This window comes from Tumebacillus amylolyticus, assembly GCF_016722965.1.
Classification (GTDB): domain Bacteria; phylum Bacillota; class Bacilli; order Tumebacillales; family Tumebacillaceae; genus Tumebacillus; species Tumebacillus amylolyticus.
On sequence record NZ_JAEQNB010000003.1, the window covers coordinates 376,228 to 394,041 of the forward strand.

Below are 17,814 nucleotides of genomic sequence, written 5' to 3' on the forward strand. Positions count from 1 at the left end.
AATGATTACTTGAAAAGTGCGTTGTAAAGCAGCAATCCAATCTCGCCCATCACACGCCTGGTGGCGGCATGGTCGGTGACGTCGCCGGTGAAAACGGAGATCGCAAACGTATGCCCTGGGAAATAAAGCAGTCCGCTGTCGTGTTCGTTTTTGGAAACCCAGCCGGTTTTGTGCGCCATCTCGTAGGTGGGTATCTCTCCGACTTGCTCATCGCGGGTCGGGAGGAGGCTGGGGATGCCGTCGTTGAATTTTTGCTGTTTGAGGATTCCGATCATTTCTCGGCAGGCTTTCCAGGAGACGATCTCGCTCTGTGCCAGTTTGATCATGAAGTCGGTCATCTCACGCGGGGTGATCGTATTGACGTGTTGGAGGTTGGCGGGAACGACGGAGAGCTTGTTGTAGATGCGGGTGTTCTCCATCCCCCACTCTTTCATGCAGGCTTGGATGGTTGGAGTTCCGATGCGATCCATTAGCATATTGGTAGCGGTGTTGTCGCTCTCGATGATCATGAGGACGACGAGGTCCCAGATTGTGATCTGCAAACCGGGGCTCAGGTAGTAGAGGATGCCGGAGCCTGTGACTTTGTCTTCCAAGCGAAGCGTCATCGTTTCCGACATGGTGAGCTGTCCTTTGGATGCTTGGTCGAACACGGCGGCCATGATCGGGACTTTAATGATCGAGGCGGCGAAAAAGACCTCGTCGGCGTTGTAGTGGAAAGATTCTTGCGATTGGAAATGATGGATCGAAACGCCGAAAGTTTCGCTTGCCGCTTCAAGGCGTTCGGTGAGTTGTTGGGACAGAGCATTGAGCATCGTATGTCCTCCTCGGATGGGTGTGTTCTTCTGGGTACTGGCTTTTTACGACATGACAGGTGGAAGTCCCTTCCTTTATACTGAAAAGAGGAGGTGCATTTGAAAATGAACGTGAGCAACGTTGGACAAGCAGTTGATATGTGGGCGTTGAAACAAGCTCTCTCCGCCGGTCAGAACCAAGCGATGCAACAAATCTCGCAAGAACTCGTCAACAACTTGAATCAGTCACTCGACCCGAATCTGGGGCAAAGTCTGGACATCTCGATCTAATACACACATTTCCTAGCCTGCAGAAAAAGCCTGTGTTCTCCGAGGAGAACACAGGCTTTTTCGTGCTGGGCAGGGATTTACTCCTTGTGCGCCGGGCAGTATTTTTTCATGAGTTCGATGGTTTGGGCATCGAGGTTTTGATTTCGGTCGTTAAGTTTGTCGATCAGGCTTTCTCGGCGGGGTTCGGTGAGGTTTTGCCCGAACTTGAATTTGGCGGTGAGGTCCTCGACGTCGAGACGGATCAGGGCGACGCCGTTCAAATTCTTGCGGTATTCGTCGTTGGCGGGGTCAATCGGGTCGTACCCGCCCTCCGGTTGCAGCTTCTGCATGAACGCCGTGAACGCACGGGCTTTCTCCTCCAAGTCCTCCACGATCACTGCATGTCCCCGCGCCAACACCGATTTGAAAAACGCCGTAGCCGGGCACGCCAACGTCGGGTCGCTGAAGTAGGACGGGATGATCGAGTATTCCTTGGTCACGTTGAACGTCACACGCGGGTCGCTGTTCAAGAGGCGAATCTTCTCCCCGATCTTGCTCCCGTGGAAGTAAAAATGCCCTTCGTGATACACGAAGTTCAACGCCACGATGTGCGGCCAACCATCCTCTCCGATCAGGCCGAGATGCCCGTAACTTACTTCCTGCAAAAATTCTTGAATCTCCGCTTGCTCGCTGATCGTAAATTCCTTGCGTCTCATCTGTGTCATGTCTGGTGTTCCCCTCCACAAATTCTCTGTGCTTTCAGCATACTTGAGGGGTTGACCAGAAAAAAGAACCACTTTAGAGTACTTTTTATAGACCAATTCAGGAGCGATGAACTCATGCAATTTCAAATTTCTTGGTATCTGTATGTCGAGAAGTATCGATACAAGTATCTGGCGCTCTACCATGCCTTGCGCGATGCCATCCTCGCAGGAGTGTTGCCCTACAGCACGCAAGTTCCGTCGAGCCGAGAGTTAGCGGAGCTCTACGAAATTTCACGCGGTGTGGTCTCGCAGGTGTACGAGATGCTGACAGCAGAAGGCTATCTGGCTGCAGAGATCGGGCGCGGGACATTTGTGTCTTACCAGATCGACAGGGCAGAGAGCGAAGAGCAGGAACGCCCGCCCATCCTGCTCTCCGACTGGGGCCAGCGCATCATGGGGCTGCGGCTTCGCGACGGCGTCCCCGCTGCTTCCTACCCCTACGACTATACCATTGGGCAACCGCTGGCTGATGCGTTCCCGTTTGCCGAGTGGAACCGTGCGCTGTATGCTTCGATCCGCGAGATCACCGAAATTGAAGGCGAGCCCAAGTACGAACCACAGGGATACCGTCCTCTGCGCGAAGCCATCGCCCGCGACTTGCGCAAATCACGCGGGATGACCGTGCAACCGGAGGACGTCGTGATCGTCAACGGCTCGTCGCAAGCCATCGCCCTCGTGGCTCACCTGTTGATCAACCCCGGCGACTCGGTGGTGATGGAAGACCCGACGTATGGCGGCATTCGAGAAGCGATCTTGGCAGTCGGTGGTGTTGCAGAGGCAAGCCCGGTGGACGAAAACGGCGTCATCGTCCGCGACTGGGATTCCCGCCTGCTGTTCGTCACGCCGGGGCGACAATTTCCTACCGGGGCGGTGCTGTCTCTGGAACGGAGACAAGAGATCTTGCGCTGGGCCACTCAGCACAACGCCGTGATCGTGGAAGATGATTATGACAGCGAGTTTCGTCGTCGCGGACGACCGATCGAGCCGCTGAAAGTGCTCGATCGCCACGAGCGCGTCGTCTACGTCGGTACGTTCTCCAAGACGATGTACGCCGACTTGCGGATCGGCTATGTGGTGTTGCCGTCTTGGTTACGCGAACCGTTCTGCAAAGCACGGCAATTGTACGAGCCAAGACCCACGGCGCTGGTCCAACAACACGCCCTCGCCACTTTCATGAACAACGGGCAGTACGAACGTCATCTGCGGAGGATGAAACGGATATACACCCGCAAGCACAAAGTGCTGTGGAATGCGCTGACAGATACTTTCGGGGAGTTGTTCGATTGGGCGGAGAGCGATGCCGGCTTGCATATCTTCGGTCGGTGGAAAGGAACTCGCGAAAACTTTCAAGAATTTCGCAATGCCTGCTTGGCGGCTGGTGTTCGATTCCCCGATGCAACGGGGTACTACGACGACCCCGAAGCAACGCCGGCTGTGTGCTTAGGATTCCCACGTCTCACAGAGGAAGAGTTAGTAACGGGCGTCGAGATCATGCAGAGAGTGTGGGCCCAGTTATAAAAAAAGAGACCCGCTACGCAACGGGTCTCTTTTTTCACAGCGATTGCAACGAGCCCAGCAGTTCGAACGTGTCGATTTGTCGGAGCTGCGGATGCACAGATTCTGACGGTGTGTGACTTCCTGCCGGCACGGCGAGTGAGAGAACATATGGGTCGACGGGCAGACAGGTGAAGTACGCCCACTCCCCGGTTCCCATGTCCTCAATGGGGACGCTGAACGTTTCCGGTGAGATGGAGAGTCCCATGCCAACTGCTTTGACATAGGCTTCCTTGCGCGTCCAAATGCGATAGAACGCCTGCAATCGCACGTCCGGTGCAGAGTTTTGGACGTAGGCTTGCTCCACCGGAGTGAACACGCTCGTCATGACGTTCAGATGGTCGTTGGCGGTATACTCCACGTCAACCCCGACCGGTACCGGAGCGAACGCACAGGCGATCACACGCTCCGAGTGGGTGAGGTTGAAATGGAACGACGACGGGTTCCCGCTTGCGAGGAACAGCTTGCCGTAGTCGTTTTTTACAAACTGCACGTGTGCCGGAGGGAGCCCCAGACGAACGCCGATTTGGGTTTTGAGCAAGGCTCGTCCCAGCAGAAATTCGATTTTCTTGTGGTCGACTTTGAAGCGGTTGTAGACGCTGCGCTCCTCCTCCGTGAGGATGTGAAGCGAGTCGGCGAGGTCGCGCACCGTGAGGGTAGCGGGGACCTGCAGCCAGTAGACCTTCGTCTGTTCGATCGGATGCATCGAATTGACCTCCCTTCGCGCTTGCTTAAAAGACGAAGGCGTCGGTCAGCACGCGTTTGATCAGTGCCGCGACTTCGTCCGCTTGGTTGATCGGGAACATGTGGCCGCCGCTGAACCGGTGAAACTCCGAGCGTGGGGCATAGCGGGTCCACTCGGCCATGACGGTTGGCAGAGCCACTTGGTCCTTCTCCCCGCTCAGGAAATGCACTTTTGTTTTCAGTTCGCGCAACTCGTCATGTCTGAAATGATCAATGGAGGAGAAGTCATTGCGCAGAACGGGCATGAACAGGTCGAGCAGTTCCCGTTCGCGCAGGAATTCCTCCGGCAGTCCACCATAAGAGCGCAGAAGTGCGATGAAGTCCTCGTCGTTGAGGTTGGAGCGGTTCCCGCGTTCGATATGCGGCGGCACCATCCCGGAGATGAACGCTACCTCGGGGAAAATCCCGCGCTTCTCCAAGCGCATCAACAGTTCATACGTGACAGTCCCGCCCATGCTGTGCCCAAACAGCGCAAACGGAGAGTTGAAGTAGTCATCCAGGTGTTCTTCGTATAGGTCGACCAGAGACTTTAAATCATGCACCAGCGGGTCGCGATTGGTGCCGTGACCCGGCGGCTCGATCGCGATGATGCCCCAGTTTGATTTGATCGCGTTCGCCAACGCGCGGTAGGAGACGGAATACCCGCCCGCAAACGGGAAACACAGCAGGGTTTTGCCGTTCAGACTGGGTTTTAATTGACGAAAGAGTTTGTTCATTAAATTTCACCCCGAGACGATAAGTTATACGTATCTTTTTCGACAAACGAATTGAAATTCCTACCGCACGAAAAAAAAGGGCAACTGTCTCCCGCGGGAGCCAGTTGCCTTTTTCTAATCTTCGCGCTTGGGTCGCAGTTCGTGCAAGAGCTTGGTGAGTGCGCGCTTCTCGATCCGCGAGACGTAAGAGCGGGAGATGCCGAGTTCTTCGGCGATTTCGCGTTGGGTCTTCTCTTCCCCGTCCGGCAAGCCGAAGCGGCCGCGGATGACTTCTTGCTCGCGATCGTCGAGGAGGTTTAAGCGGTTGTAGATTTTGAGTTTTTCCAACTTCAACTGCACTTCGTCCAAGACCTCATCTGATTCGGTTCCCAGGACATCTATGAGGGTGATCTCGTTGCCTTCCTTGTCCGTCCCGATGGGATCATGAAGGGAAACGTCCTTGCGGGTCTTTTTCAGCGAACGCAAGTGCATGAGGATCTCATTTTCTATACATCGAGCCGCATACGTCGCGAGTTTCGTACCTTTGCCGACTGAGAAACTCTCGATGGCTTTGATCAACCCGATGGTGCCAATCGAGATGAGATCTTCGCTGTCTTCGCCCGTATTCTCGAACTTTTTGACGATGTGAGCGACGAGGCGCAGGTTGTGTTCCACCAGCACATTTCGCGCATGTTCATCGCCATCCGCCATCAGCCGCAGATATTTTGCTTCATCCTCCTCCGACAGAGGTTGCGGAAACGCGTTGTTTTTGATGTAAGAGACGAACAGAGTGATCTCCTTTAGCAACAACACAACCGCAGTTAGAAATCCGGGCATCCGTCGTTCACCTCCCACGTAGTGTGATTTCATTCTATGTGGGAGTGCTTGGGCACTACGCCTGTACGGCAAAAAAAGCCCTGTTCCTGTGCAAACACAGGATACAGGGCTTTTCGCAAAAATTTACGGAAGCGGAGTTACCGGTACGTTGCCGACGGTGACTGCTTCGGTGTACGTAGCGGTCGAGCTTTGACGCAGACGCAGGTTTGCAGATCCCGTAGCGGTCGGGTTGAGTTGAACGGTGACTTCCTTGGTCGCCGTGCCGGTGCTGTCAGCGGTCATCGAGAAGTACGAGCTGTAGCCGTATGCAGTCGGCCAGGTGCCGTCTGCATTTTGTACTTTCGCGATTTGCGTGCCGGAGCCGTTGTAGACGCCGAGGTTGAAGTTCGATTGCGTGGAACCCGGAGTCCAACCGGTTGCAACGACACGGATCTTGAAGCTGTATTGGTTCGGCAGGGTCGATTGGTGGACGAACGACCACGGGCCGGACGGAGTCGGGTTCACGACACTGCCGTACCCATAGGAGCCGATTTTGAACGTGCTCGCATCATACCATTTGTAACCTGCATCCGGAGCAGCCCACGGTTCTGCTTGCGGCTCGGTGGTGTTTGCCGGTTGTTCCCAAGAATACAGGGTCGTCGGCGAGTCGAGGGTCAAACCTGCGACTTGGTTCAGCGCGGTGTAGGATTCCTTGGTTGCCAGCCATTTCACGGTGTTCACGAGGAACGTGGAGTCGTTCTGCTCCTTGAAGCCGTCATAGGTGGTCTTGGTTGCGCCGTTTTCTTCGCGCTTGTATTTCGGAGTTGCGTCTTCTACCGGAGAGGAGTCGCCGATGAACGCCGCTTTGCCGCCGCCAAGCTTCGCAACTGCCGCGAACGGACCTTCTGCTACGCCGCCGCCGTTGTACACGCCTTGGTCAACTGCAGAGGACCACTTAGTCGAAGTCGTCGGGAGGTAGACGATTCCCTTTGCTTTGGTCGGGTCGAGGACCGCGAGGGTGGAACCTGCATGCATCGCAACGGTGGAAACACCTGCGGTGATGCCGAACGCTTGCGAGGACGACACGATGTTGTTCGCGGTGATATCGCCGAGCGCGTTGTAGCGGAAGCGCACGCCGAAGTTGGTGCCCAGCCAGTCAGAGGAAGCCACGCCGGACATCGCCGCCGAACTCGCTTCTTCGGTGCTCATGCCAAGCGCCGGGTTGCTCCATGCGCCGCGACGGTAGCCGTTGAAGACTTCGGATGCGTCCCAACGGTTTTTGTTGCGGTCTGCGTTGTAGTGGTCGGCGATGAAGAAGATCGAACCGCCGCCCTTCACATAGTCGATCATCGCTTGTTGCTCAGAAGTCTTGTAGGGGATGTTGGCCTCCCCAATCACGAAGCAATCGTAGCCTTGCAGGTCAGACAGAGTGAGCGTCGTGCTCTTGCGCAGTTCTTTTACATAGAACCCTGCGTTTGCCAGCGCGTTCCCGAAATCAGAGAAACCGCCGTCGATAACCCAATCTGCCGCACCGGCCGTTTGGCCGTGCGTGTTGTCAAACAGCACTTTTTTGCCATTCGCCGTAACCGGGTTGATGACCGGTGCCGGATCAGCCGGGCCTTCTGCGTTTGCTTTCTGTTCAAAGAGCGGAAGACCGAGCGGCAACGCGAGGGTGACAGCCAGTGCTACCTGCAGAGCTTTGCGAGTAAAACTCATGATCGGGATGACCTCCAGTAATTGTTAATTTGGTGTTCCTTGTTTCATAATACTAGATCAATTTTATTCTAATATCTCGCATTTGTAAATCTTTTATTTATTCCAAATCCTGTTTACACTCTTTCTCTACCCGAAATAAAAAAGACCTGTTCCGCGATTCGGCGGGACAGGTCTTGAAGAGGCGACACGAAAAGCTTACAGGTCGTCGGACGGTTGGAGCGTTTCGACTTCGACCGTGACGGTGTCCGGGTATTTGAGGCCGGTACCGGTGTTGAGGAGGACGACTTTCTCCTCCGCCTTGATCCAGCCTTGTTCTTTGAGTTGGAGTGCTGCCGCGTACGTGGCAGCTCCCTCGGGGCAGACGAACGTGCCTTCAAGCGTTGCGAGGCGCTTTTGCGCACGAAGGGTCGCTTCGTCGTCGACCGCGATGGCACAGCCTTCGGTTTTGTAGACAGCTTCGAGCACGAGGAAGTCGCCCAGAGCTTTCGGCACCGTGATGCCAAACGCGATGGTCTGCGCATCTTCCCAGAACTCGGATGCTTCCTTGCCTTCTTGCCATGCTTTGACGATCGGAGCACAGCCGGTGGCTTGGACGGCGACGAGGCGCGGGAGTTTCTCCCCGATCCAGCCGATCTCTTGCAGTTCCAGCAGAGCTTTGTAGATGCCGATCAGACCGACACCGCCGCCCGTCGGGTAGAGGATGACATCCGGTACTTCCCAATTAAATTGTTCGGCGAGCTCGTAGCCCATCGTCTTTTTCCCTTCGATGCGGTACGGTTCCTTGAGGGTTGACGCATCGTACCAGCCGTACTTGGAAACGGCACGGCCGACGATCTTGCCCGCATCGGAGATCAAGCCGTTCACGAGGTAGAAGTCAGCCCCTGTGATCGCGCATTCGTTGCGGGTGATCAACGGAGCGCTGACCGGCATGATGATGCAGGAATTGATGCCTGCACGAGCTGCATACGTAGCCCACGCACCGCCTGCGTTGCCGTTGGTCGGCATCGCGAGCGTCTCCACGCCCAATTCCTTGGCGCGGGAAATGCCGACAGCGGCACCGCGCGCTTTGAAGGAACCGGTCGGGATCGTCCCTTCGTCCTTGAGGTAGAGATTTTCAAACCCGTCTGCAGCACCGAGTTTCGGCAAAGGCAAGAGCGGGGTCATGCCTTCGCCAAGCGTGACGATGTTCGCGTCGTCACGCACCGGAAGCAATTCACGATAGCGCCAGAGCGACGGTTCGCGGTGGGCGAGGTCTTCTTTTTTCATCACTTGGGCTGCAGATTTCAGATCATATCGAACGAGCAGCGGCGCGCCGCAAGAACAAAGGTGTTGGAGTGTATCAGCATCGTGCGTAGTTCCGCACTTCGGGCATTCGAGATGGCTCAGAAAACTCTTGGTCATGGAGATTCCTCCTTTTGTTGTCTATGTTGATCTTACTACCGCCGAATCTATCAATCAAGTATTCCGGGTGGAATTCCTTTCTATAATAAAAAAGACCAGCCACGCCTCGCGTGACTGGTCTTCTTTTTGCTAAGGCTTCGGCAAGGCCCCGATGATCTGCTTGGCGATCTGTTCGGTCGCCCGGCCCTGTGTGACCGACTCGCCCATGACGATGACCACATACTTCGGCTTGTCGGCCGGCGCATATCCCGCGAACCATTGGTTGTTGGCGTTTGGGTCCCCCGTTTGAGCGGTTCCCGTCTTGCCCGCAACGGTCATCGCGGCGTCGGCGAGTGCTGCATGGGCGGTGCCGATGTCCATCGAAACGACATCGCGCGTCCATTTTTGTAACTCATCCGCTGTGCTTTGTTCCAGCACGCGCTGTTTCTCCGACGAGGGGTACTCGGTGTAGAGAAGCCCGTCAGAGGTGGTGAGCGACTTCACCAAGCGCGGATGACCCGCCATACCGCCGTTGGCGACCACCGCCATCATATGTGCCGCTTGCAAGGGCGAGACGCGCACGTCCTCTTGCCCGATCCCCGTGTTCGCAAGAAGGCGGTCGGACGTGTATTCCTTGGCAAAGATCGTACCTGCGTCTTCGCCGTAGAACTGCGATTCGTTGTTGTGCAAGAGCCCGACCGTTTGGCCCAGTTCGAATTTTTTGGCGTACTCTTCGATTTTGTCCCGCCCGAGTTTCATGGCAAGTTGGGCGAATGTGACGTTGCAGGAGGCGGCAAACGCTTGTTCCACCGTCTCTTCCCCGTGCGTCGTCCAGCAGTTTAAGCGCCCGTCTCCGATGTCGAGATAGCCGGGGCAGTCGAAGGTGTCGGTCGGCTTGACCACGCCGGTTTCCAACGCCGCCGCTGCAATGATCGTCTTGAAGATGGAGCCGGGGAACGTCGCTTGCAGTGCGCGGTTGACCGGAAATTGATCTCCGTTTTTGCCAAGTGAGTTCTGGTCATAGTTCGGGCGCGACGCCATCGCGAGCACGTCTTCCGTTTCGGAGTCGAGGACGACGACGGCTCCTTTTTGCATGCCAAAGCGGTCCATCGCTTGTTCGGCGGAGTGCTGGATGTCGCGGTCGAGTGTCGTTTTCACGTTCAAGGCGTGGTTCTGGTCGGTCGATTCGCGGATGCCCAGGCCGTTGATCGGACGCTTGTAGGCGTCTGTGTAGTAGGCGATGGTGCTGGAGAGGCCCAAGCCGCGCAGTTCGTCTTGGTATTGGTATTCCAGCCCGAGCTTGCCGACTTTCTCATCGAGCGGGTACTTACCACCCCATGTGTTGGCGACCAAGTTCGGGTCTTCACCGAGGAATCCGATCACATGGCGGGCCACAGATTGGTCGTCATAGCGGACTTTGACTTCCTTGGCGTAGATGCCTGTCAATTCGAGTTTCTGCACTTTCGCCTCTTCTACTGCAGAGAGGTTCACGGTGCGAATCTGCCCGTTCGCGTCCGGCAAGCGAAGCAAAAACGGCTCGTCCTGCTCCGACAACGCCTTCACCAATTTTTCAGTCGAGGTATGTAAGAGGACGGCGAGGTCGTTGATTTTGCCGCGATCGAGGTTCTGCTGCCAGACCGGGAGCACGACGATGCCGTGCATGACGCTGCCCGTCATGGAAACGCCGTTCCGGTCGAGGACATCGCCGCGACCTGAGTCGAGTTCAAACTTCTCACGGCGCTGCTCGACGGCACTGGCTACGAGGTCGTGCCCTTGCATGTTATGAGGTGCTCCCACTTGGATGTAAAAAAGCCGCCCGAGCATGCCGACAATCCCAAACGTGCAGAGTGTCAAGACGATGGCGGTACGGCGTTGTACGCGGTTTTTCTGCTGTTCCATACCTGAGCCACACTCCCTTTGACATCCAGTGTGGCCCGAGGCTTATGGGGTTTAAACAGAAAATTTCTAGATCATTTGCGTGACGATCTCGTTGACTTTCGCCACGAGAACGTCGATGGCGACTTGGTTCTTGCCGCCTTCCGGAATGATCAGGTCGGCGTACTTTTTGGTCGGCTCGATGAACTGCATGTGCATCGGGCGCACGACTCCCATGTATTGCTCGACAACCGACTCGATGGAGCGGCCGCGTTCCTTGATGTCGCGCAAGATACGGCGGATGATGCGCACGTCCGCATCGGTATCAACGAAAATCTTGATGTCCATCAAGTTGCGCAGGCGCTCGTCTTCGAGCACCATGATCCCTTCGAGGATCACGACTTGCTTGGGCTCCACGCGCTCCGTGTAGACGGCGCGAGTGTGCTCGGCGAAGTTGTAGAGCGGTTTCTCAATCGCTTGACCGTCGAGCATTTGAGTCAGGTGCTCCAGCAACAGGTCGTTGTCAAACGCGTTGGGATGGTCGTAATTGGTCAAAACGCGCTGCGCCATCGTCAGTTGCGTCTGGTCTTTGTAGTAGTTGTCCTGTTCGATCAGGACGATGTTCTCTGGCGCGATGTTGCGCGTAATTTCACGTGCGACCGACGTTTTCCCAGAACCCGTCCCGCCGGCAATCCCGATTAGCACCGGTCTCTTCATGGTTGTCCTTCCCCCTTCAACTTCCAGCCCTCACACTCACCGCGAGCCCGTCCCCCACGGGGAGGATCGACGTCTCATACTCGGGGTGCTGTGTGAGCAACACATTGTATTCACGCAAGCGGTTGATCATCGTGCGCAGCTTGTGCTTGACCTCCGGATCTCCGCTGACCAACCCTTGAAACAGCACGTTGTCAGACAGCAAGACCCCACCCGGCTTCAAGTGCGGATGCAACAATTCTAAGAACCGGGGATACTGCCCCTTCGCCGCATCGAGAAAAATCAAGTCATACATCCCAAGCGTCGGGATGATGTCCAACGCATCTCCTTCGAGCAATTCCACCCGCTCGGTCAGACCGGCGCGTGCGAGGTTGTGGCGCGCTTCTTGCGCACGTTCCGGGTCGCGCTCGATGGTCGTGATCTGAGCCCCGGTCGCCCGTGCCATGACGATGGCAGAGTATCCGATCGCCGAACCGACTTCGAGGATACGCAGGGGCTTGGCAATCGCGAGAAACACCCGCAGGAATCCCATCGTCTCCAAGTCCAAGATCGGGATGAACAATTCCTCCGCCCGACGCTCCAGTTCTTGCAACAACTCGTCCCGTTCCGGCACGAGACTGCGCAGGTATTCCACCACTTGCAGATCAATCATCACGTCTCTAGCTCCTTCGGCAATCACAAACAGTCTTATGATATCATAAAGTCTTCTGGAGAGTCGAGTAGATTATTAGCTTTTCTGTTAGGATAGACAAGTCTCGGGGCGACAATTCGTTTTTCGGACACTTGATAAAAGAAGACCCACACTCCCTCGGTCGAGGGATGTGGGCCTTTTTTACTTCTGTCCGTCACAAGGTTGGCCCTGCACGGGGGCTTGGAAGCCATGCCGGAGTTGTTCCAGTTCGTGCTCCCCGATCAAATAGTCGTTCACAATGTCTTCGGGCGTCAGGTCTTGGGCGGGGTTCGGTTGTTGGCTTGGGTTCTCCATCATCCATCCCTCCTCTCGACGTTATTATTGCCCGCTTTTCGCGATGTTTCTCTGGTGTTCTTCGTACGAATGGGCAAAGAAATGCTCGCCGCTGCCGTCGTTTTTGGTGACATAGAAGTAAAAGTCATGGACGGCCGGGTAGATCGCCGCTTGAATCGAGCTCTTGCCGGGGGCGGCGATCGGGCCAGGCGGGAGGTTGTCATGCAAGTAGGTGTTATAAGGGCTGTCCACTTCTAAGTCCTTATAAAGCAAGTTTTCCTTGGTCTTGCCGAGCGCGTACTGCACGGTGGCGTCAATTTGGAGCTTCATCGCCGGGGCGGCGCTCAGTCGGTTGCGGATGACGCCGGAGATGATGGGACGCTCTGCGTCTACCGCCGCCTCCCGCTCTACCAATGATGCGATGGTGAGGGCGCTGTGGACGTTCAGACCGAGTTTTTTCATCTGACCCCGCCACTCCGGAGTCAGCGTGGCGTCGGTCTGTTTGAGCATCGTGTCGACGATCTGGTGCGGTGTTGCATCTTGGTAGACTTCGTACGTATCGGGGAACAGATAGCCTTCCAGACGGTGCTTGATCCCCGTGTTCGCCGGGATCTCCTTCACAAAGTCGTAGTCAAACGAGCCCTTGTCCACTTCGTTGAGGAACGCCTGTTTGTCTGTGATCAATTTGTCCTTGACCAGTTCGTCCGCCATCTGGTCGACGGTATAGCCTTCGGGGATCGTGAACTTGAGCGTGTTGTACTTCGCATCCCCTTCCACGAGAACACGTGCGATCTCTTCCATCGACATGCCCTGTTTGAGATAGTACTTGCCGATCTTCAAGTTCGAACTCGTCCCCTCGTAGGAGAGGTACCACTTGAACAGCGTACCGTTCTTGATCATGTTGAGGTCTTCCAACTGCTGCCCGACAGAAGCGGCGTTGGCCCCCTCAGGGATGTTGATTTCAACCGCTTGACCGTTGCCGCCGGGCGGTTGAAGTTGGTTTTGCACATAATAAAGCCCCCCGCCGAGCACGAGTATGCACAGGGCGAACAGGAGCCACCACTTTTGCCCACGCGGCTTTTGGCCCGGTAAGTGGGAGTGATTGGTTGTCATGGGTGAAGATGCACCTCCAAAGTCATTCCCCACTATTATACGAGATTCGACAAAAAGGGAAAAGCCCACGCCTGACGACGTGGGCTTTTTTTCCTGTTACTCCGATTGTTGGTTGACGTTTGCTTGCAGCGATTCTACGCGGTCCGCCATGAGTTGGCCGACTTGAGCCGCCTGTTCGGTGCTCAAGTTCTCCTCGTTGGTGAGACCGAGTTGCTGCAGGACTTCTAGGCGCACGTCGTCCATGTGGAGGTCGACTTGGTTCGGGTGGTACAAGTTCTGTGACATCCTCCCACCTCCTCCTCTACAGCGTTCCCAAGAAAAACAGGCATCCCCCAAGGGAATGCCTGTCAGTTGAACCTCGCTTACTCAGCGTCGGTGTTGTCTGCTTCGAAGAGGAGGGTGTCGTACGCTTCTGCAACTTTCTCCCACTCTTCATCGTCTTCGATGCCTACGAGGGAGTCGTTGCCTTCTGCGTCCTTCTCCAGTCGGAGGATGATCGCTTCTTCCTCTGCGCCTTCGAGCGGTTGGAGGATCGTGTAGGTCTTCGCTTCGAGTTCGATAACTTCGAGGACCTCAAATTCGTGTTCCTGACCTTCTTCGTCGGTCAGGGTGATAACTTGGTTGGTTTCCACTTCGCTCATGGAGGCACCTGCTTTCGCTAGTTTTGTTGAGAGTCTAAGTAATTCTGCAAGATGATCGCCGCGGCCATTTTGTCCACGACCTGCTTGCGCTTCTTGCGGCTCACATCCGCTGATACAAGCATACGCTCTGCGGCCATCGTCGATAACCGCTCGTCCCAGAGAAGTACGGGCAAACCGAATTTTTCCTTCAAAATCTCGGCGAACTGTTGGCTCAGTTCACCACGTGGACCGATCGTATTGTTCATGTTCTTGGGGAACCCCAGTACGATTTTGTCCACGTCATATTGGGAAATCAACTCGCCGATGCGCCCGAGGTCGTGTTCCTCGCCCTTGCGGTGGATGGTCTCCAAACCTTGGGCTGTCCAGCCCATCAGGTCGGAAACGGCAATTCCAATGCGCACATCGCCATAGTCGATGCCCATTACACGGTGTGTATTCATGGTTGATCCCTCAGATAGAAGCGCACCAACTCTTGCAAAAGTTCCTCGCGTTCGAGGCTCTTGAGCAGGTTTCGCGCGGAGTTGTGGTTGGTAATGTAAGCCGGGTCACCCGACATCAGGTAGCCGGAAATCTGGGAGACAGGGTTGTAGCCCTTCTGTCTCATCGCGTCTGCGGCGATCGTCAGCGCCCGACGCGCTTCGTTCTCCTCATGACGCGACCCCCAGTGGATCGTTCGATCATTGGCCATAGGGCACCTCACATGGCAAGTTTTACCGTTTACCCAATCGGGATTCATTATACGTCAACGTTTCATGTAGTGCAAGACCAGATGCTGGAGGATCACTTTGCCGACAGCAACCACCGGGATGCAGAGGATCAATCCGAGCATCCCGAACATCTCGCCGCCAAGCAACAGGGCGAAGATGATCAGCATCGGATGCAGTTTGAGGCTTCTCCCGATCAGGAGCGGTGAAATCACGTTGCCTTCGAGTTGCTGGATGATGACATTGAGGATCAGCACTTTCAGAGCCATCATCGGCGACACGGTGAACCCGAGCAGAATCGCCGGTGCCGCGCCGATGAAGGGGCCGACATACGGAATGATGTTGGTAATCGAGACGATCAAAGCCAGTAGAAACCCATATGGCATGTGGATGATCAAGTACCCGACGTACGCGAGTACACCGACGAGCAACGCGACCAACAATTGACCGCGTATGTAATTCCCCAGCGCCTCGTCCACGCTTCGAATCAGGCGGATGACCTCCTGTCGATTGCCCTTGGGGAAAAAGGCGATCACCGCACGCTCGATCCCTTTGACGTCCTTGAGCATGTAGAACACGAGAAACGGCACCACAAACGCCCCCGCCATCCCTTCCACCGCCACACCCGCCTGTTCGAGGATATGCGAGATCGACGCCGTCGCCTTGACCTCCAAAGCTCCGAGGTTGGAATCGACGGCATTGCGCACAGCCAGCGGCAAAAAGCGCTTGTTCTCATGGAAGTCGTTCATCCAACCCTCGACTTGCTTAATCAAGGCCGGCAATTTCTCCCCAAGTTCTCGCAGTTGGTCGATAAACATCGGAATCATGTTGACCAACGCGGCACTTGCAAACAGGAAAAACACGATGTAGATGACCACGATGCTCATCCCCCGCGGCATGCCCCGACGTTGCAGGAGATGAACCAGCGGGTTGAGCAGGTAGGCGATGATGACGGAGATCAAAAACGGTGCCAGCACGCTGCCGAGGATGCTTCCGAGCAATTTTAAGACCTCGCGCATTTCCCACAGCAACCAGACACAGGCGAGAATCACCAATGTGACCAGCGCAAGGTAGAGCGTACGGCCGCGCTTTAGATCCAACATGTCGTCAGGGCTCCCTTCTTCCGAAGTACGCTTAGTGTGCCCAAAACTAGAAAAAAGCCCCGCTGATGCGGAGCTTTTTCCAAAGAAGCCAATTACCACAGTTTGATCGCGATGTCTCCCAACGTAAACACGAACGCCACCGATGCGACGTAGGAATTCACGGTGAAAAACGCGATGTCGATCTTGCTCATGTCATTCGGAGAGATGATGCGGTGCTCGAAGAACAAGAGCCCCGCCACGGCCCCGACCCCGATCCAATACAGCGCACCGAGATCCACATAGAGCGGCACCAATGCAAACAGCACAATCGTTGCGATGTGCATGAAACGGGAGATCCACAGACCGTTGCGAATCCCGAATCGCGCCGGGATGGAGTGAATTTTGTTCGCACGGTCGAACTCGACGTCTTGGCACGCGTAGATGACGTCAAACGCCGCAATCCAGACCGCGACCGCACCGCCGAGCAACAGAGCCGGCGTATCGAATTTGCCGGTGATGGCAATCCAACCACCCAGCGGAGCCAACGCGTCGGCGATGCCGAGCACGAGGTGGCACGCCCACGTGAAACGCTTGCAATACGGGTACAGCACGAGGAAAAACACCGCAATCGGCATCAATTTGAAGCACAGCGGGTTGAGCATCCACGCCGAGACGCCAAGCAACGCGAACGACAAGAGGATGAACAGCCACGCTTCCGCCATCTTGATCGCACCGCGTGGAATCTCGCGGTTCGCCGTGCGAGGGTTCTTGGCATCAATGGCTGCGTCGATGACGCGGTTTAAGCCCATCGCGGCACTGCGTGCGCCGACCATCGCCAGCGTCACCCAGAACACATTGCCCCAACCTGGCCACATGTGGTTTGCATAATAGGACGCCATCACCATCCCGATGTACGCGTACGGCAAGGCGAAGATCGTATGTTCAAACATGATCAGCTTCATGAACAGACGAATTTTGGACATAAAAAAACCCCCAAATGATCACAATTTCACTACTCTATTAGAGCGATCATGTGAGGGGTTTGTCAACCCAATGGTAAGAATTAGTTTTGTTCAACCAATTCTCGTTCCACGGGGAGAAGTTCTTTGCCAAGGTACATTCGGATCGCATTTTCCATTTCCGTCATGTTGATGTTGGTGTTGCGACAAGGACCTTCTGGGCGTTTGTTGGCGATGGCAATGACCGGAACGGCCGCTTTGACGTCTTGAACGCCCGCCATGAGGTCACGCTCGCAAGCGACGGCGATCACGCCCTTGGGTTTTTTCTCGACGAGCAGTTGGCGAGCCATCTGACCACCTGCACAGATGTGGAAATCGATGTCATACTTGCTGGTCATCAACTTGATATCGTCTCGGGTTTGTTTGTCCAGACAGCGCGGGAGCAGGATCAGCAATTCATCCCGTTCGATGACACCTTGGTTGGCAACGGTCAATCGATTGCCGACTTGCAAGACGGAGTTTGCGATTCGGTCTTTGGAGAGGCCAAACAGTTTGCCCGCTTTGACCGACCACGGGATGATCGAAGACAGCGCGATGTGACGTCCCTTCATGAACGGCACAAAGTTTTTTCCGGTGGCGACGGTCAGCACGACCAATGCAAACATCAAGTTTACCGCCGACAGCACACCCCAGACGCTCATGGAAACCGAACGGGAGAGCCAGACCGGGAGTTCAGCGAGGCGCGGTTCGACGAGGAACAGCGCTGTCCAGACGATCGCAGTCAGCGCCAGCAGCACGGTGGTTGCAAAACTCAAAAAGTACCAAGGGCTGGTCTCGAGGTCACCGTTGTTCTCTTCTACTTCTCCAGCCCAACCGTCCCACGTATCCCCGAGTTTGCGCGGGGAGATCGTGACTTCCGGGCTTGCATCAACAGACGTTTCTACTACGTTTGACATGTGTAGTTCCCTCCTACTTGCGGTTCCTGTCCGTATGTAGCGTAGTCTGCCCGTTCCGTCTGCCGGATATTACATC

21 protein-coding genes are annotated in these 17,814 nt (G+C 55.6%); 2 read left to right on the forward strand and 19 right to left on the reverse strand.

The annotated features are described in order from the left end of the window. Positions 1-5: 5 nt before the first annotated feature. Positions 6-812: a serine hydrolase gene (locus JJB07_RS11840; protein WP_201635243.1), complete on the reverse strand. Its 807-nt coding sequence runs from the start codon at positions 810-812 to the stop codon at positions 6-8. A 105-nt stretch (positions 813-917) separates the two neighbouring features. Here JJB07_RS11840 and JJB07_RS11845 point away from each other — a divergent pair, with 105 nt between their 5' ends. Then, entirely contained in the window at positions 918-1,082 is a 165-nt protein-coding gene (locus JJB07_RS11845) for a putative motility protein (protein ID WP_201635245.1), read from the forward strand. 77 nt (positions 1,083-1,159) lie between these two features. Here JJB07_RS11845 and JJB07_RS11850 read toward each other — a convergent pair whose 3' ends face one another. Next, positions 1,160-1,777 (reverse strand): pyridoxamine 5'-phosphate oxidase family protein, encoded by a 618-nt coding sequence (locus JJB07_RS11850; protein WP_201635574.1) that lies wholly within the window; start codon positions 1,775-1,777, stop codon positions 1,160-1,162. Positions 1,778-1,900: 123 nt separating this feature from the next. Between JJB07_RS11850 and pdxR the strand changes: the two genes are divergently transcribed. Then, on the forward strand, positions 1,901-3,343 hold the full coding sequence (gene pdxR, locus JJB07_RS11855) for a MocR-like pyridoxine biosynthesis transcription factor PdxR (protein ID WP_201635247.1): 1,443 nt from the start codon (positions 1,901-1,903) through the stop codon (positions 3,341-3,343). A 34-nt stretch (positions 3,344-3,377) separates the two neighbouring features. On the opposite strand, the gene JJB07_RS11860 is transcribed toward pdxR, so the two are convergent. From JJB07_RS11860 to JJB07_RS11940, 17 genes are all read right to left on the reverse strand, one after another. Next, positions 3,378-4,085 (reverse strand): 4'-phosphopantetheinyl transferase family protein, encoded by a 708-nt coding sequence (locus JJB07_RS11860; protein WP_201635249.1) that lies wholly within the window; start codon positions 4,083-4,085, stop codon positions 3,378-3,380. A 25-nt stretch (positions 4,086-4,110) separates the two neighbouring features. Beyond that, positions 4,111-4,839 carry a thioesterase II family protein gene (locus tag JJB07_RS11865; RefSeq protein WP_201635251.1) on the reverse strand — a complete coding sequence of 243 codons (729 nt, stop codon included), beginning with the start codon at positions 4,837-4,839 and terminating at the stop codon, positions 4,111-4,113. Between the two features lie 114 nt (positions 4,840-4,953). Further along, a complete protein-coding gene (sigK, locus tag JJB07_RS11870) occupies positions 4,954-5,655 on the reverse strand; it encodes an RNA polymerase sporulation sigma factor SigK (protein WP_201635253.1) in 702 nt (233 codons plus the stop codon). 123 nt (positions 5,656-5,778) lie between these two features. Beyond that, positions 5,779-7,350, reverse strand: coding sequence for a DNA-binding protein (locus JJB07_RS11875; protein ID WP_201635255.1), 1,572 nt, complete (start codon positions 7,348-7,350; stop codon positions 5,779-5,781). Between the two features lie 195 nt (positions 7,351-7,545). Then, positions 7,546-8,751 (reverse strand): threonine synthase, encoded by a 1,206-nt coding sequence (locus JJB07_RS11880; RefSeq protein WP_201635257.1) that lies wholly within the window; start codon positions 8,749-8,751, stop codon positions 7,546-7,548. 129 nt (positions 8,752-8,880) lie between these two features. After that, positions 8,881-10,629 (reverse strand): peptidoglycan D,D-transpeptidase FtsI family protein, encoded by a 1,749-nt coding sequence (locus tag JJB07_RS11885; protein WP_201635259.1) that lies wholly within the window; start codon positions 10,627-10,629, stop codon positions 8,881-8,883. Positions 10,630-10,695: 66 nt separating this feature from the next. After that, positions 10,696-11,322, reverse strand: coding sequence for a uridine kinase (gene udk, locus JJB07_RS11890; RefSeq protein WP_201635261.1), 627 nt, complete (start codon positions 11,320-11,322; stop codon positions 10,696-10,698). A gap of 16 nt (positions 11,323-11,338) precedes the next feature. After that, on the reverse strand, positions 11,339-11,971 hold the full coding sequence (locus JJB07_RS11895) for an O-methyltransferase (protein WP_236588058.1): 633 nt from the start codon (positions 11,969-11,971) through the stop codon (positions 11,339-11,341). Positions 11,972-12,151: 180 nt separating this feature from the next. After that, positions 12,152-12,304: a hypothetical protein gene (locus JJB07_RS11900; RefSeq protein ID WP_201635265.1), complete on the reverse strand. Its 153-nt coding sequence runs from the start codon at positions 12,302-12,304 to the stop codon at positions 12,152-12,154. A 24-nt stretch (positions 12,305-12,328) separates the two neighbouring features. Beyond that, positions 12,329-13,396 carry an endolytic transglycosylase MltG gene (mltG, locus tag JJB07_RS11905; RefSeq protein ID WP_201635267.1) on the reverse strand — a complete coding sequence of 356 codons (1,068 nt, stop codon included), beginning with the start codon at positions 13,394-13,396 and terminating at the stop codon, positions 12,329-12,331. Positions 13,397-13,492: 96 nt separating this feature from the next. Further along, the gene (locus tag JJB07_RS11910; RefSeq protein WP_201635269.1) at positions 13,493-13,681 is read right to left on the reverse strand and encodes a hypothetical protein; all 189 of its coding nucleotides are present in this window, start codon (positions 13,679-13,681) and stop codon (positions 13,493-13,495) included. A gap of 77 nt (positions 13,682-13,758) precedes the next feature. Continuing rightward, the gene (locus JJB07_RS11915; RefSeq protein WP_201635271.1) at positions 13,759-14,037 is read right to left on the reverse strand and encodes a DUF1292 domain-containing protein; all 279 of its coding nucleotides are present in this window, start codon (positions 14,035-14,037) and stop codon (positions 13,759-13,761) included. A 17-nt stretch (positions 14,038-14,054) separates the two neighbouring features. Continuing rightward, positions 14,055-14,477 (reverse strand): Holliday junction resolvase RuvX, encoded by a 423-nt coding sequence (gene ruvX / locus JJB07_RS11920; protein WP_201635273.1) that lies wholly within the window; start codon positions 14,475-14,477, stop codon positions 14,055-14,057. Next, positions 14,474-14,725 (reverse strand): IreB family regulatory phosphoprotein, encoded by a 252-nt coding sequence (locus JJB07_RS11925; RefSeq protein WP_201635275.1) that lies wholly within the window; start codon positions 14,723-14,725, stop codon positions 14,474-14,476. The genes ruvX and JJB07_RS11925 overlap by 4 nt, the downstream gene beginning before the upstream one ends. 54 nt (positions 14,726-14,779) lie before the next feature. After that, positions 14,780-15,844, reverse strand: a complete 1,065-nt coding sequence (locus JJB07_RS11930) for an AI-2E family transporter (RefSeq protein WP_201635277.1) — start codon at positions 15,842-15,844, stop codon at positions 14,780-14,782. 92 nt (positions 15,845-15,936) lie between these two features. Next, the gene (locus JJB07_RS11935) at positions 15,937-16,806 is read right to left on the reverse strand and encodes a UbiA-like polyprenyltransferase (RefSeq protein ID WP_201635279.1); all 870 of its coding nucleotides are present in this window, start codon (positions 16,804-16,806) and stop codon (positions 15,937-15,939) included. 80 nt (positions 16,807-16,886) lie between these two features. After that, positions 16,887-17,738 (reverse strand): DUF116 domain-containing protein, encoded by an 852-nt coding sequence (locus JJB07_RS11940; protein ID WP_201635281.1) that lies wholly within the window; start codon positions 17,736-17,738, stop codon positions 16,887-16,889. Between the last annotated feature and the right edge of the window lie 76 nt (positions 17,739-17,814).

What these genes read in the sequence shown, in the direction of transcription:
- JJB07_RS11840 (WP_201635243.1), bottom strand. Translation starts at nt 812, where the DNA reads ATGCTCAATGCTCTGTCCCAACAACTCACCGAACGCCTTGAAGCGGCA.
- JJB07_RS11845 (WP_201635245.1), top strand. Translation starts at nt 918, where the DNA reads ATGAACGTGAGCAACGTTGGACAAGCAGTTGATATGTGGGCGTTGAAA.
- JJB07_RS11850 (WP_201635574.1), bottom strand. Translation starts at nt 1,777, where the DNA reads ATGAGACGCAAGGAATTTACGATCAGCGAGCAAGCGGAGATTCAAGAA.
- pdxR (WP_201635247.1), top strand. Translation starts at nt 1,901, where the DNA reads ATGCAATTTCAAATTTCTTGGTATCTGTATGTCGAGAAGTATCGATAC.
- JJB07_RS11860 (WP_201635249.1), bottom strand. Translation starts at nt 4,085, where the DNA reads ATGCATCCGATCGAACAGACGAAGGTCTACTGGCTGCAGGTCCCCGCT.
- JJB07_RS11865 (WP_201635251.1), bottom strand. Translation starts at nt 4,839, where the DNA reads ATGAACAAACTCTTTCGTCAATTAAAACCCAGTCTGAACGGCAAAACC.
- sigK (WP_201635253.1), bottom strand. Translation starts at nt 5,655, where the DNA reads ATGCCCGGATTTCTAACTGCGGTTGTGTTGTTGCTAAAGGAGATCACT.
- JJB07_RS11875 (WP_201635255.1), bottom strand. Translation starts at nt 7,350, where the DNA reads ATGAGTTTTACTCGCAAAGCTCTGCAGGTAGCACTGGCTGTCACCCTC.
- JJB07_RS11880 (WP_201635257.1), bottom strand. Translation starts at nt 8,751, where the DNA reads ATGACCAAGAGTTTTCTGAGCCATCTCGAATGCCCGAAGTGCGGAACT.
- JJB07_RS11885 (WP_201635259.1), bottom strand. Translation starts at nt 10,629, where the DNA reads ATGGAACAGCAGAAAAACCGCGTACAACGCCGTACCGCCATCGTCTTG.
- udk (WP_201635261.1), bottom strand. Translation starts at nt 11,322, where the DNA reads ATGAAGAGACCGGTGCTAATCGGGATTGCCGGCGGGACGGGTTCTGGG.
- JJB07_RS11895 (WP_236588058.1), bottom strand. Translation starts at nt 11,971, where the DNA reads ATGATTGATCTGCAAGTGGTGGAATACCTGCGCAGTCTCGTGCCGGAA.
- JJB07_RS11900 (WP_201635265.1), bottom strand. Translation starts at nt 12,304, where the DNA reads ATGGAGAACCCAAGCCAACAACCGAACCCCGCCCAAGACCTGACGCCC.
- mltG (WP_201635267.1), bottom strand. Translation starts at nt 13,396, where the DNA reads ATGACAACCAATCACTCCCACTTACCGGGCCAAAAGCCGCGTGGGCAA.
- JJB07_RS11910 (WP_201635269.1), bottom strand. Translation starts at nt 13,681, where the DNA reads ATGTCACAGAACTTGTACCACCCGAACCAAGTCGACCTCCACATGGAC.
- JJB07_RS11915 (WP_201635271.1), bottom strand. Translation starts at nt 14,037, where the DNA reads ATGAGCGAAGTGGAAACCAACCAAGTTATCACCCTGACCGACGAAGAA.
- ruvX (WP_201635273.1), bottom strand. Translation starts at nt 14,477, where the DNA reads ATGAATACACACCGTGTAATGGGCATCGACTATGGCGATGTGCGCATT.
- JJB07_RS11925 (WP_201635275.1), bottom strand. Translation starts at nt 14,725, where the DNA reads ATGGCCAATGATCGAACGATCCACTGGGGGTCGCGTCATGAGGAGAAC.
- JJB07_RS11930 (WP_201635277.1), bottom strand. Translation starts at nt 15,844, where the DNA reads ATGTTGGATCTAAAGCGCGGCCGTACGCTCTACCTTGCGCTGGTCACA.
- JJB07_RS11935 (WP_201635279.1), bottom strand. Translation starts at nt 16,806, where the DNA reads ATGTCCAAAATTCGTCTGTTCATGAAGCTGATCATGTTTGAACATACG.
- JJB07_RS11940 (WP_201635281.1), bottom strand. Translation starts at nt 17,738, where the DNA reads ATGTCAAACGTAGTAGAAACGTCTGTTGATGCAAGCCCGGAAGTCACG.